The organism is Streptosporangium sp. NPDC006013 (assembly GCF_040614275.1).
Classification (GTDB): Bacteria; Actinomycetota; Actinomycetes; order Streptosporangiales; family Streptosporangiaceae; genus Streptosporangium.
In genome coordinates this window covers 1-13476 of sequence record NZ_JBEXUE010000279.1, presented here as the reverse complement: position 1 = coordinate 13476, position 13476 = coordinate 1, and the positions used below count along the sequence as shown (strand labels likewise).

Annotated in this window: 11 protein-coding genes and 1 pseudogene; 7 read left to right on the top strand and 5 right to left on the bottom strand. The window is 70.6% G+C overall.

Features of this window, described 5'->3' with window-relative positions; all coding sequences use genetic code 11:
* Both ABZ260_RS32790 and ABZ260_RS32785 read right to left on the bottom strand, forming a co-directional pair.
* Window positions 1–108, bottom strand: a pseudogene (locus ABZ260_RS32790) (DUF664 domain-containing protein); the annotation flags it as partial.
* Between the two features lie 34 nt (window positions 109–142).
* Window positions 143–808 carry an Asp23/Gls24 family envelope stress response protein gene (locus ABZ260_RS32785; RefSeq protein ID WP_355625528.1) on the bottom strand — a complete coding sequence of 222 codons (666 nt, stop codon included), beginning with the start codon at window positions 806–808 and terminating at the stop codon, window positions 143–145.
* A gap of 183 nt (window positions 809–991) precedes the next feature.
* Here ABZ260_RS32785 and ABZ260_RS32780 point away from each other — a divergent pair, with 183 nt between their 5' ends.
* The gene (locus tag ABZ260_RS32780; RefSeq protein ID WP_350927251.1) at window positions 992–1543 is read left to right on the top strand and encodes an HIT domain-containing protein; all 552 of its coding nucleotides are present in this window, start codon (window positions 992–994) and stop codon (window positions 1541–1543) included.
* Here ABZ260_RS32780 and ABZ260_RS32775 read toward each other — a convergent pair.
* The 3 genes from ABZ260_RS32775 to ABZ260_RS32765 form a co-directional block, all read right to left on the bottom strand.
* Window positions 1486–3600: a hypothetical protein gene (locus ABZ260_RS32775; protein ID WP_355625526.1), complete on the bottom strand. Its 2115-nt coding sequence runs from the start codon at window positions 3598–3600 to the stop codon at window positions 1486–1488. The two genes, ABZ260_RS32780 and ABZ260_RS32775, sit on opposite strands and share 58 nt — an antisense overlap.
* A gap of 186 nt (window positions 3601–3786) precedes the next feature.
* Window positions 3787–5373: a family 10 glycosylhydrolase gene (locus ABZ260_RS32770; RefSeq protein ID WP_355625524.1), complete on the bottom strand. Its 1587-nt coding sequence runs from the start codon at window positions 5371–5373 to the stop codon at window positions 3787–3789.
* A gap of 159 nt (window positions 5374–5532) precedes the next feature.
* Window positions 5533–7665: an elongation factor G-like protein EF-G2 gene (locus ABZ260_RS32765; protein ID WP_355625522.1), complete on the bottom strand. Its 2133-nt coding sequence runs from the start codon at window positions 7663–7665 to the stop codon at window positions 5533–5535.
* A gap of 274 nt (window positions 7666–7939) precedes the next feature.
* Between ABZ260_RS32765 and pgsA the strand changes: the two genes are divergently transcribed.
* The 6 genes from pgsA (at window position 7940) to pdxS (ending at window position 13382) form a co-directional block, all read left to right on the top strand.
* Window positions 7940–8557 carry a phosphatidylinositol phosphate synthase gene (gene pgsA / locus ABZ260_RS32760; protein ID WP_350927259.1) on the top strand — a complete coding sequence of 206 codons (618 nt, stop codon included), beginning with the start codon at window positions 7940–7942 and terminating at the stop codon, window positions 8555–8557.
* Window positions 8558–8568: 11 nt separating this feature from the next.
* Window positions 8569–9483, top strand: a complete 915-nt coding sequence (locus ABZ260_RS32755; RefSeq protein ID WP_355625519.1) for a phosphatidylinositol mannoside acyltransferase — start codon at window positions 8569–8571, stop codon at window positions 9481–9483.
* Entirely contained in the window at window positions 9480–10676 is a 1197-nt protein-coding gene (locus ABZ260_RS32750) for a glycosyltransferase family 4 protein (RefSeq protein ID WP_355553604.1), read from the top strand. The genes ABZ260_RS32755 and ABZ260_RS32750 overlap by 4 nt, the downstream gene beginning before the upstream one ends.
* The gene (locus ABZ260_RS32745) at window positions 10673–11212 is read left to right on the top strand and encodes a hypothetical protein (protein WP_350927264.1); all 540 of its coding nucleotides are present in this window, start codon (window positions 10673–10675) and stop codon (window positions 11210–11212) included. The genes ABZ260_RS32750 and ABZ260_RS32745 overlap by 4 nt, the downstream gene beginning before the upstream one ends.
* 96 nt (window positions 11213–11308) lie before the next feature.
* Window positions 11309–12319: a DUF3048 domain-containing protein gene (locus ABZ260_RS32740; RefSeq protein ID WP_355625516.1), complete on the top strand. Its 1011-nt coding sequence runs from the start codon at window positions 11309–11311 to the stop codon at window positions 12317–12319.
* A gap of 148 nt (window positions 12320–12467) precedes the next feature.
* Window positions 12468–13382: a pyridoxal 5'-phosphate synthase lyase subunit PdxS gene (pdxS, locus tag ABZ260_RS32735; RefSeq protein ID WP_355625514.1), complete on the top strand. Its 915-nt coding sequence runs from the start codon at window positions 12468–12470 to the stop codon at window positions 13380–13382.
* Window positions 13383–13476: the final 94 nt, after the last annotated feature.

Here is a 13476-nt window from a genome sequence, read left to right as displayed (position 1 = left end):
CTCCCGGACGATGTCGGCGTGCCCGGCGTGCCGCTGGATCTCGGCGGTCAGGTGGACCAGGACCCGGTGCAGCGTCGGCTTGTTCTGCCCCTCGGGGGGCCGGACCCGTTCCTTTGGCGGGGCCTGGCCCCGCCAGGCGTCCCTAGTCGTGCTTCGCGGGCTCGGCGGGTGCCTCGGGCCGGATCTCGCCCGGCAGGCGGACGTCCTCCACGTCGACGTTGACCTCGACGACCCGCATGCCGAGCATCCGGCTGATGGTCCGGGCCACGTTGGTCTTCACCTCGTTGGCCACGTCCATCACCACGTGCCCGTACTCCGCCACGATCGACACGTCCACCGCGGCCGTACGGTCCTGCACATGGGCGCTGACGCCCCGGGGGCCGCGCCTGGCACCGATGCCGGCCCGCTCACGCACCGGCTCCACCGCGTGGGCGGTTTCGCCCCCCAGTTCGGCGACGCCCGTGACCTCAAGGGCGGCGAGGGCCGCGACCTTCTCCACCACCTCGTCCGCCACCTTGATCCGGCCCTTCACCACGGCCGAGGACACCGGGGTGACCGGGGCCGGGGGAGTCAGCGGAGAGACGGGAGACACGATCGCCGTCACGGCCGGGGAAGGGGAGGGCAGCTCGTCCGGTGCCGGGATGATCGTCTCGACCACCGCCAGGACGGGCTCGCTCGTGGAGGATGCCGGCGGCTCCGTGTCGGCGGACAGGGACAGGCTGAGGGAGAACGGGCGGGTGGGCCTGCCGCCGGTCTCGGCGGGAGACACGGTCTCCTCGGTCGGCTCCTCGACGGAGACGTCGGTCATGGGTACTCCTCGGCTGTCGGTGGTCTTGCTGGGGGATTCTGCCGGAAATTTGCGGCATTCGTCCGTTAATACGGTGAGATATAGATCGGGATCCCGTCCAACCGCCGGATACCGGCCGATTCCGGTGCCCCGGCGGGGGAGGCGCCAGACCGAGGGAATCGGCTTGGCAATATGCTGGCGACCATGAGCAACGAGCCGGAGGCGCAGTACGGAGCGGGAACACCGGACGCGTTCCAGAGACTCTGGACTCCGCACCGGATGGCCTACATCAAGGGGGCCAGCAAACCGACGGGTTCGGGTCCCGAGGACGGCTGCCCGTTCTGCGAGATCCCCCAGATGAGCGACGAGGACGGCCTGATCGTCGCCCGAGGTGACGCGGTCTTCGCGCTGCTCAACCTCTACCCGTACAACTCCGGCCATCTGATGGTCTGCCCCTACCGCCACGTGCCGGACTACGCGGACCTGGACGAGACCGAGACCACCGAGCTCGCCGACTTCACCAAACGGGCGCTGGTCGCCCTGCGCAAGGCCAGCGGCGCGCAGGGTTTCAACGTGGGCATGAACCTGGGCGGTGTGGCGGGCGCCGGGATCGCCGCCCACCTTCACCAGCACGTGGTGCCCCGCTGGGGCGGCGACACCAACTTCATGCCCGTCGTCGGCCAGACCAGGGTGCTTCCTCAGTTGCTGCGTGACACAAGGGAACTGCTCGCCGGCTCCTGGCCCGCCTCGTCGTAGCGCGAGGCTCCGCCCAAGGTCCTGATGCCCACCGACAGTGTCAGCGGCACGGCGAGCGCCAGTGCCATGGAGAGCACCGCGGCGCCCGAGTCGTTGACCAGCATGCCGACCACCCCGCTGACCAGGGTGCCGATCAACCCGGCCCGCAGCGCGGGGGAGTGCGCGAACGCGGCGGGCAGCACCCCCGCGGTCGCCTGCTCCGGCCGTAGCAGCGCGTAGACGAGGAACGCCGTCGCGGCGATCACGACCGGCATCAGGTTGGGGCTGAGCAGCGTGCCCAGCATCGCGCCGAGCTTGCGGCCGATCACCTCGGTGGCCTCGCCGGTGAGCACCTGGCCGACGAAGCGCCCCAGGTGCGTCTGGAAAGCAGGCGGGCGCAGGTAGTCGAGGTAGGCGATGCCCATCACGGTGACGCCGCCCGCCACGCAGAACGCGCCCAGCTTGACGATCGAGACCCGCCTGCCCGCGATCAGCAGCGCGGTCACCGCGATCCCCGGTACGAACGCGATCACGCCGCCGAAGTCGCTGCCCACGCCCGGCCAGCCGCCCAGGATCATCGCGAAGCCGCCCAGCACCGCCACGGCGGTGACCGCCGCACCCGTGTGGCCTCCGCGCGTCAGCCGGTGCGCGATCGTGGCGGTCAGCAGCAGCACCGAGGTGGCGAAGAGCGCGAACGGGATGTTGCCCAGGCCGTAGTAGCGGGCCCCGACCACGGCGCTGTAGCCCATCACGCTGTTGAGCTGCAGGGTCGTCCCGGTCAGCAGGTCGCCCGCGAGCACCGCCGCGGTCACCCCCGCCACCACCGCCGGTGGTCCGAGCGGTGCGCGCCGCCATGGCCCCGCCAGCGCCAGCGTGGCCAGCAGCAGGGTGCATCCGGCGATCCCGCCGACCAGTGCGAGCAGCGGCGTGCGCGCGTCCTGCCAGGGGGTGAGGTTCACCAGGTACGTCGAGGCGGGCACCGAGGCCAGTGCCACCGCGGCCACGCGCATGCGCCTCAGCCCGCGCCCGCGGCGCAACAGCAGGAACGCGGTCAGGTAGAAGGCGACCTGCAGCACGGCGACCGAGGTGAAGAAGACGCCGCCCACGTTCCTGATCGTCTGCCCGGCCACGTCGGCCCTCTCCAGGTCGGCCCGTGCGGCCTCGGTGGTGCCGGTCTGCCTCTCGCTCGCCTGCCAGGGGAGCCCGACCATGCCCGGCGGTGCCTCGACGCCGGCCAGGGAGAGCACCGTCGCGGTGACGTCCGGCAGGATCGTGATGTCGTCGCGGTGGGTGGAGGCCGCTCCCAGGAAGCGGCCGGAGAGGTCTCCGCCGCGCATCATGGCAACCCGAAGGTGCGGGTCGGCGCCGTGGTCGGACAGGCCCGCCAGCAGCACGCGCGCATCCTTGGGCAGCACGCTCAGCACCGCTCCGGCCTTGGCGTCGGCCAGGCGCAGCGCCGCCGCCCGCTGCTGCGGGGTGAGCCGCTCCTCGACCTTGGGCAGCCGTCCGTCGGTGATGTAGGGCCTGATCAGATCGTCGACGTCGACGGCGATCACACGACACCTGGTGAGCACGCCCGAGCGGATCTGCGCGGGGGAGGGAGCGTACACGTCGACCCTGCCCGATCTGTCGGCCAGTGCCAGCGCGGCCCCCGGGCCGATCGCCAGCGTGCACTCCCCGGCGGCGTGCACGGCCTCGCCGAGGGCGCCCGCGTTGCGCTGCCCGGCGACGTCGCGCAGGTATCCGTAGCCGGGGATGACGGCACCCGTTTTGTCGGCCTCGGGCAGCGGGGGAAGCCCGCAGCCGTAGCCGACCGCGGACCTCACCCCGGCCGAGATCGTCAGCCAGCCGTCATAGGGACAGGTCACCCGGCCCACCGCGCGGACCGACAGCGAGCCGATCGCGCTCTGCGTGGCCAGCCGCCACAGATTCGGGGTGCCGCCGGGGCTGAGGTCGCTCCACTGCAGGCCAGGAATGCCGATCAGCACCACCCGTCCGTCCACCCGCGTGGCGGACTGCGCGACACCTGGCCACAGCAATCCCAGGACCAGCGCAAACGCGAAAAGCGTCCGCTTCACCGACGACCTCCCCTTTAGCTTCTGCCAGGTGCTCGCACCGTAGGGGAAGATCGTGTCACGGGTCCAGCGAATCCGGGGGTGATCGGGGGCGCGGCGAGTCCGGGCGCTCACCGCCGCGCCCTGCCCGTCCCACGGCGCGCCCACCCCCGCACGGACGCGTGTCCGAGAGGGCGTGGGCGTGTCCGGTCAGCTCCCGGTGGGGGCGCTCTCGTTCTGCAGGCGGTCCAGGGCGGTGACCAGGTAGGTGCCGCCGCCCGTCGTGGTGAAGGTCTGGCGGTCGCCGTCCACCGCGGGCACGACCGCGACCAGGTTGCGGGCGTCGGCGGTGGCGCACTCGCCTGGCTTGCCGGAGGCGATTCGGTAGACCGCGTACGAGCGGGCCTCCGGGGAGCTCTTCCAGCTGAGCGAGGTGCCCTGGAGCCGCAGGTCCGCGGGCTTGACCGGGGCCTGCCCGCCGCGGTCCTTGATCAGCGGCAGCAGCGCCGGGCGCTGGTAGTGGCTCTTGACGATGCGGTCCAGCACGCCCAGAGGGTCGGTGGACAGCTGCTTGGCGCTGAAGTAGACGTCGCCGGAGACCTGCTTGTGCCTGCGGTTCTGAGTGAGGTGGGAGGGCAGCTCGCCGGGCCTGGTCCAGGCGGGGGTGTCGGTGGCGCCGACCCGGTACAGGGCCTGGCCGATGTAGAGGTGCACGTCGGTGCCCTTGACCTCGTTCGCCCACCAGGGCATCAGCACGTCGTAGTCGGCGGCCTTGAAGTCGCGCGGCCAGTAGAGCTGCGGTATGACGTAGTCGACGGTGCCCTTGCGGATCCAGTGGCGGGCGTCGGCGTAGATGGAGTCGTACGCCGACATGCCGCCGGTGGCCGAGCCGGTGGGATCCTCGGACTTGTTGCGCCAGATCCCGAACGGGCTGACGCCGAACTTCACGCTGTTCCTGACCTCGTGCACCGCCCTGTCGACCTGCGCGATCAGTTTGTTGACGTTGGCGCGGCGCCAGTCGGCGAGCTTGGCGCCCTTGCCGTACTTGGCGAAGGCGGCGTCGTCGGCGAACCTCGCGTTCCCGGAGGGATAGGGGTAGAAGTAGTCGTCGAAGTGGACCCCGTCGACGTCGTAGCGGGTCACCACGTCCTTGACGACCTTGGTGACGTGGTCGCGGACCGCGGGCAGGCCGGGGTTGTAGTAGGCCTGGCCGCCGTGCTTGACGATCCACTCGGGGTGGACCCGGGCGGGGTGGTTCGCGGGCAGCCTGGACAGGTCGCCGTCGGGGGAGGCGCGGTAGGGGTTGAACCACGCGTGGAACTCCAGGCCGCGCCGATGGGCCTCGGCGACGAGGAAGGGCAGCGGGTCCCAGCCGGGGTCCTTGCCCGCGGTGCCGGTCAGAAACTGCGACCACGGCTCCAGGTCCGACTTGTACAGCGCGTCGGAGGCCGGGCGGATCTGGACGAACACCGCGTTGAACCGCCGCTTGACCGCGTTGTCGAGGATCCTGACGTACTCCGCCTGCTGCCGGGCGGCGGACAGACCGGTCCGCGAGGGCCAGTCGATGTTCTTGACCGTGGCGATCCACACCCCGCGCAACTGCCGCTTGGGGTACCTCACATCCACCGGGCACTGTGCCGAGGTGGAGGTCGTCGCTCCCGTCGTTTCGGCCGAGACCGCCGAGCTCTTGGCGCCCTTGGACCGGGCCGGCGCGGTGTCGGGGCCGAAGGTGTATGCGGCACCCGTGGTCAGAACGGCGAGGGCGGCAGCGGCCAGAAGAGGGCGTCCGTTTCGCATGGTTCCCAAGTCTGGCACCTGGACCGGTGTGCTCTGGCCGGAAAAAAGAAATCGTTTCGTGATGACTTTGTTATCTGAGTGCGTGCTGGGAGGCGTGTGTCCGATGGGGTGTGTCCACCTGGTGGCGACGTGCCGCCGGGCACACGCCTCATCGCCCGATCAGCCGGTGACCTTCTCCACCAGATGTGACGGGAGCGGCTCGTAGCGCAGGAAGACCCGCTGGAACGTCCCCGTGCCGTGTGACATGGATCTCAGATCGATCGAGTACCGGGTGATCTCCAGCTCGGGCACCTCGGCCCTGACCAGGGTACGTCCCACCCCCACCGGCTCCGTGCCGAGCACGCGGCCCCTGCGCGAGGACAGGTCGGACATCACCGCGCCCACGTGCTCGTCGGAGACCAGCACGGACACCTCGTCGACAGGTTCGAGCAGCAGCGTGGGCACCTTGGCCGCGGCCTCCTTCAGCGCGAGCGCCCCGGCGATCTGGAAGGCCATGTCGGAGGAGTCGACCGAGTGGGCCTTGCCGTCGTACAGCGTCACCCGCACGTCCACCATGGGGTAGCCGGCGAGGACCCCGCGCTGCATCTGGGTGCGTACGCCCTTCTCCACCGAGGGGATGAACTGGCGCGGCACCACGCCGCCGACGATCTTGTCCACGAACTCGAAGCCGCCGCCGGACGGCAGGGGCTCGACCTCCAGGTGGCAGACGGCGAACTGGCCGTGGCCACCGGTCTGCTTGACGTTGCGGCCCAGGGCCTGGCAGCGGCCGCCGAAGGTCTCCCTGAGCGGCACCCGCAGCTCGATCTTCTCCACCTCCACACCGTGCCGCCTGCTCAGCCGCTCCAGCAGCACGTCGGTGTGGGCCTCGCCCATACACCACAGCACGAGCTGGCGGGTCTCGGCGTTGTGCTCCAGCCGGAGTGTCGGGTCCTCGGCGACCAGCCGCTGCAGCGCCTGGCTCAGCTTGTCGTCATCCGCTTTGGACTTGGGCTGGATCGCCACCGGCAGCAGCGGCTCCGGCATCGTCCAGGCCTTCATCAGCAGCGGGTTCTCCCGGTCCGACAGGGTGTCGCCGGTCTCCGCGCGCGACAGTTTGGCCACCGCCGCGATGTCCCCGGCCACGCACTTGGCGGTCGTCCGCTGGAGCTTGCCCAGCGGCGAGGAGAGCGCCCCGATGCGCTCGTCCACGTCGTGGTCCTCATGCCCGCGGTCGGCCAGGCCGTGCCCCGAGACGTGCACCGTCATGTCGGGGCGCAGCGTGCCGGAGAAGACCCGCACCAGGCTGATCCGGCCCACGTACGGATCGCTGGTCGTCTTGACGATCTCCGCGACCAGCGGTCCGTCGGGGTCACAGGTGATGCCGGCGACGGGCCGGCCGTCGATCGAGGTGATCTCCGGCATCGGGTGCTCGGGTGGCGATGGGAAGCCCTGGGTGATGAGCTCCAGGACCTCCAGCGCGCCCACGCCGGTCCCCGCGGCCAGCACCGGGTAGAAGCCGCCGCGCGCGACGGCCTTCTCCAGGTCCCCGATGAGGGCCTTGGTGTCGATCTCCTCGCCGGAGAGGTAACGGTCCATCAGGGACTCGTCCTCGCTCTCCTGGATGATGCCCTCGATCAGGGTGCCCCGGTAGATCTCGATCTGGTCGGCGTAGGCCGGGCCTGGGGAGTTCTCCGTCCTGGTGCCGGTCGCGTAGTTGTAGAACTTCTGGCTCAGCAGCCCGATCAGGCCGTTCACCCTGCCGTTGGTCACCACCGGCAGGTACAGCGGCGAGACGCCGTCGCCGAAGGCCTCCTGGCAGGCGGCGAGGACGTCCTCGAAGTTCGCCCGCTGGTGGTCGATCTTGGTGATCACGACCGCACGGGGCATCCCGACCGCCGCGCACTCCTCCCAGAGCATCCTGGTCAGGCCGTCCACGCCCTCGACGGCCGAGACGACGAACAGCGCCGCGTCGGCCGCGCGCAACCCGGCGCGCAGGTCGCCGGCGAAGTCGGCGTAGCCGGGCGTGTCCAGCAGGTTGATCTTGATGTCGTTGTGGATCACGGGGGCCACGGTGAGATTCACCGAGCGCTGCTGGCGCACCTCGACCTCGTCGAAGTCGCTGGCCGTCGTGCCGTCCTCGACCCGGCCGGGCCGCTGGATGGTCTTGGTCGCGGCCAGCAACGCCTCCACGAGCGTTGTCTTCCCGGCACCGGAATGGCCGACCAGCACGACGTTTCTTATCTTGTCCGGCTGATCGACCGTGGGTGCCCTCCCCGCGGCTCCCGCTGTTCCGCCGGTTGCTCTCTCCGCCACATCGCCTCCCGCGTCGTTGCCGAAGGGGCGCGGCCTGGTGGGGCCCACCCCCGGGATCCGCTGCCGCGTCCATACACCGCATGGACGCGGTGTGTTCACCAAATACCCATGTGGCGAATATCACAAGAGGGGTGGGGCGATCCTATTGCGAGCGGGAAGTCTGATCGCTAGGTGTCCGGGCCTCCTCCGGAGAGTTCCCGCCGCGACGGCAACGCCTTGTCACACGGCTCGCCGATGCGCGCTCGCAGGCCGGGTGGCCTACGATCGGAGCGCGATGCTGAAACTTCTGCGCCCCGCCGTCACCCGAGTCTTGACCCCGCTGGGCAGGGCACTCACCCGCCGCGGGATCAGCCCCAACGTGGTCACCGCCGTGGGCACGCTCGGCACCGTCGCCGCCGCGCTGTTCTTCTACCCCCGGGGCCAGCTGTTCGTGGGCACGATGGTGATCACCTTCTTCGTGCTGGCCGACCTCCTCGACGGGGTCATGGCCAGGATGACGGGCGCGGGAAGCACCTGGGGCGCCTTCCTCGACTCCACGCTCGACAGGGTCGGCGACGCGGGAATCTTCTCCGGGCTGGTGTTCTGGTTCATCGTGAGCGATCAGCGGACGCTGGCGGGGGTCGCGCTGTTCTGCCTCGTCGCCGGAGCGGTGGTGTCCTACGTCAAGGCCAGGGCGGAGGCGCTGGGCATGACGTGCGACGTCGGTCTCGCCGAGCGGCCGGAGCGCCTGGTGGTGGGTCTGGTCTCGGCCGGCCTCGGCGGCCTCGGCGTGCCGTACATCCTGGCCGCGGGGCTCTGGCTGCTCGCCGCGGCCAGCGCGGTCACGGTCGGCCAGCGCCTGCTGCACGTGCGCCGGCAGGCCGTCTCCACCTCGCCCCGGCCCCTCCGCTGATCGGAAAATCGATGACAGACAAGCCCTCCCCCCAGGACCGTCTCGTCGCGGCCGCGTTCGGCGCCGGATGGACGATCGTGCCCCGCCTGCCCGAGCGGCTCACCGCCTGGGCCTTCCGCGCCGCCGCCGACCGGCTGTGGAGGCACCGGGGAAAGTCGGTGCTCAGGCTGGAGGCCAACCTCGCCAGGGTCAAGGGCACCTCGCCGGGCGACCCGGCGATCCGGGAGCTCAGCCGCGACGGCATGCGCTCCTACTTCCGCTACTTCCACGAGGTTTTCCGGCTGCCCTCGATCCCCGTCGCCGAACTCGTCTCCCGGATGCAGGTGATCGGGGCGGAGCCCGTCTACGACAACCTCGCCGCGGGGCGCGGCGTGGTCCTCGCCCTGCCGCACATGGGCAACTGGGACCAGGCGGGCGCCTGGTTCGCCGGGACGGGACATCCCTTCACCACGGTCGCCGAGCGGCTCAAACCCGAGTCGCTGTTCCATCGCTACACCGCCTTCCGCGAGGGGCTGGGCATGGAGGTGCTGCCGCTCACCGGTGGTGACGGTCACACCTTCGGCACCCTGGCGCAGCGCCTGCGCGCCGGGCTCCCGGTCGCCCTGCCCGCCGAACGCGACCTGACCGCGAACGGTGTCGAGGTGCAGTTCTTCGGCTCGGCCACGCGGATGCCCGCCGGCCCCGGCCTGCTGGCCGTGCACACCGGGGCCGCCCTCATCCCGACGATCCCCTACTTCCAGGGGACCGGCTGGGGCCTGCAGTTCCACGAGGAGATCGCGGTCCCGGCCGAGGGCACCAGGAAGGAGAAGGTGGCCGTCGTCACGCAGAGCCTCGCGGGCGTCTTCGAGAAGGGTATCGCCGAGCACCCCGAGGACTGGCACATGCTCCAGCGCCTCTGGCTCGAGGACCTGGAGCCCAGGGGATGAGGATCGGCATCGTCTGCCCCTACACCTGGGACGTGCCGGGCGGAGTCCAGGTGCACATCCGCGATCTCGCGGAGGCGCTCATGGAGGAAGGCCACCACGTCTCGGTGATCGCCCCCGCCGCGGACAACGCCCCGCTGCCCCCGTACGTGACCTCGGCGGGCCGCGCGATTCCGGTGCCCTTCAACGGGTCGGTGGCCAGGATGTCGTTCGGGTTCCTGTCGGCGAACCGGGTGCGCCGCTGGGTGCGCGAGGGCGCCTTCGACGTGCTGCACGTGCACGAACCGGCCATCCCCTCGCTGGGGCTGCTCGCCTGCTGGGTGGCCAGGGGGCCGATCGTGGCCACCTTCCACGCCTCGTACGGTAACTCCCGGTCCTTCTCGGTCACGGCCTCGGTGCTGATGAGCGCGCTGGAGAAGATCACCGGCCGGATCGCCGTGTCCGACGCGGCCAGGAAGACCCTGGTCGAGTTCATGGGCGGCGACGCCGTGCTCATCCCCAACGGGGTGACGGTCGGCCGCTACGCCGAGGGCGAGCCGCTGCCCGGCTGGGACGAGGGCGAGGTGATCGGCTTTCTCGGCAGGATGGACGAGCCGCGCAAAGGCCTGCCGGTGCTGCTGGAGGCGTTCGTCCTGCTGGCCGCCGAGCGGCCGGCGCTGCGCCTGCTCCTGGCCGGGCCGGGTGACGCCGCCGAGGTGCTGGAGCGCGTCCCGGCCGCCCTCCACGACCGGATCGGCCTGCTCGGCATGGTCAGCGAGGAGGACAAGGTGCGTGCCTACCACACGGTCGACGTCTTCTGCGCGCCCAACCTGGGGGGTGAGAGCTTCGGCATCGTGCTGACCGAGGCGATGTCGGCCGGCGCGGCGATCCTGGCGAGCGACATCCCGGCCTTCCGCAAGGTGCTCGACGACGGCCAGGCGGGAGCGCTGTTCGAGACGGGCGACGCCACCTCGCTCGCCCGCCGGGCCGCCGAGCTGCTCGACGACCCCGTGCGCCGGGCCAAGCTGTCGCAGGAGGCCCGCGCCGCCGTGCGGAAGTACGACTGGTCGACGGTCGCCCGTGACGTCCTGCGGGTCTACGAGACGGTGGCGAGTACGGCCGGGGTCGAGGAGGACGCCGAGGGCGCCGAGGGCGCAGGGGACGCCGAGGGCACAGTGGCGAGCAGGGCCTGGGCCGAGGGGAACGACACGCTGTGACGACCACGCTGATCCTGGTGGTGGGCGCGATCGTGGTGCTCTGCGCCGTCTACATCTCCTGGCGGGCGGGCAGGCTCGACCGGCTGCACATCCGGCTGGAGCTGGCCCGTGAGTCCCTGGACGCCGCCCTGGTGCGACGGACCGCCGTCAGCCTGGAGTTGGCCGCCTCCCGGCTGCTGGACCCGGCGACGAGCCTGGTGCTGGCCGCGGCCGCCCACGAGGCCCGTACGGCGGGTCCCGAGGAGCGTGAGCACGCCGAGAGCGACCTGTCGCGCACCCTGCGAGCCGTCGTCGACCAGGAGCGCTTCCGTGACCGGCTGGCCGACACTCCGGCAGGTTCCGACCTGCTGGAGGAGCTGGGGGCCGCGGTGGCCAAGGTCCTCTACTCCCGCCGGTTCTACAACAACGCGGTGGGCGTGACCCGCGCGGCGCAACGCCGCTGGCTGGCCCGCACGCTGCGGCTGGCCGGGTACACCGAGTATCCGGGCTTCTTCGAGATCGACGATGCGCCGCCGAAGGCCCTGGCCGCCGAATAAGCCGCACATGACTGGAGCATCTGACAAGTCGGACACCGGTAGGCTCATGGCGTTTCGTGGCCAAGAGGCTGAGTGGCTGACTTGAGGAGATGAATCGTGCGGGTGTCTCGGATGATCGCCGTCACGCTGGCGGGAGTCGCGGTTCTCGCGCCGGTCGCGGCCTGTTCCTCCGACAAGCCCGCGTCGGCGGGCAATCCGGTGGCCGGTGAGCCGAGTGCGGCGCCGACCCCCACGCCCGAGCCGACGCACCCCTTCACCGGCCTGCCGGGCGCGGCCCGCAGGCCGGTGCTCGCGGCGAAGATCGAGAACACCTCGGCGGGCAAGCCGCAGCTCGGCCTCAAAAGCGCGGACATCGTCTACATCGAGCAGGTCGAGGCGGGTCTGACCCGGCTGATGGCGATCTTCTCCTCGAAGATCCCGGCCAAGATCGGCCCGGTTCGCAGCGCCCGCATCTCCGACCTGCACATCGTCCCGCAGTTCGGCAGGCCCGCCTTCGCCTACTCGGGCGCGCAGACCAAGATGCTCCCCTTCATCGCCGAGGCGCCGCTGTTCGACGTCTCCGACAGCCGGGCGCCGGGCGCCTACTTCCGCCAGGAAGGACGCTTCGCCCCCTACAACCTGTTCGCCAACACCAGGCAGCTGCTGACCGAGGCGCCCAAGGCGAGCAGGGCCAAGGACATCGGATTCACCTTCGGTGACGCCCCCGAGGGCGGCGTGCCGCGGAAGGCGTACAGCGTGAAGTACCCGGCGGCCCGTTTCACCTTCGCCTGGTCGCAGGCGGCGGGCAAGTGGCTGATCTGGCAGGACGGCAAGAAGGACATGGCGGCCGAGGGCGGCCAGCTCGGCGCGCCCACGATCGTCGTGCAGTACACCAAGACGGAGCGCTCGGAGTTTCACGACAAGAACCAGAGCTACACGCCGCTGGTGCACAGCACGGGCAAGGGCAGGGCGATCGTGCTCCGCGACGGGCAGGCGTTCAAGGCCCGCTGGTCACGGGAGACGGAGAAGGACGGCACCGTCTTCACCACGGAGGCGGGTGAGCCGATGAACTTCGCCCCCGGTCAGGTCTGGATCGTGCTGGCCTCCGCCAAACCCGTCATTCCCTGATGCGCAAGTCCTACATCATGTTCAAGAGGATCTTCAAAGAACGACAAGACGGCGTGTAGGGGGCATCCTGCCCAGCGCCTACGATGGAAGCGTAGTGGCCGTCCAGCGCGGGCGGCCCGTGATCCGCAGCCGTCGTGAGGTAGAGACCGTGTCCAGCAGCACGCCCGAAGTCAGCGATACCACCGTCACCGGAACCGCCCGGGTCAAGCGCGGCATGGCAGAGATGCTCAAGGGCGGCGTCATCATGGACGTCGTCAACGCCGAGCAGGCCAAGATCGCCGAAGACGCCGGTGCCGTGGCCGTCATGGCCCTCGAACGGGTACCCGCCGACATCCGCGCCCAGGGCGGCGTCTCCAGGATGAGCGACCCCGACATGATCGACGGCATCATCGCCGCCGTCTCGATCCCGGTCATGGCCAAGGCCCGCATCGGCCACTTCGTCGAGGCCCGGGTGCTCCAGTCGCTTGGCGTCGACTACATCGACGAGTCCGAGGTGCTCACCCCGGCCGACTACGCCAACCACATCGACAAGTGGCAGTTCACGGTGCCCTTCGTCTGTGGCGCGACCAACCTGGGCGAGGCGCTGCGCCGCATCACCGAGGGCGCGGCGATGATCCGTTCCAAGGGCGAGGCGGGCACCGGCGACGTCTCCAACGCCACCACCCACATGCGCAAGATCAGGGGCGAGATCAAGCGCCTGGCCTCGCTGCCCGCCGACGAGCTCTATGTCGCGGCCAAGGAGCTCCAGGCGCCGTACGAGCTGGTCGCCGAGGTCGCCAAGACCGGCAAGCTGCCGGTGGTGCTGTTCACCGCCGGTGGCATCGCCACCCCGGCCGACGCCGCGATGATGATGCAGCTCGGCGCCGAGGGCGTGTTCGTCGGCTCGGGCATCTTCAAGTCCGGCAACCCCGCCGAGCGCGCCGCCGCGATCGTCAAGGCCACCACCTTCCACGACGACCCCGACGTCATCGCGAAGGTCTCCCGCGGCCTGGGCGAGGCCATGGTCGGTATCAACGTCGACGACATCCCGGCCCCGCACCGGCTGGCCGAGCGCGGCTGGTAGCGGAACTCAGGGAAACCGGCGGAGAGGCGGCCTCCTTGGAGGTGCAGGTGATCGCCCGTTAGGGCTCACGCGACCAGATGAAGCCGCTCTCGTA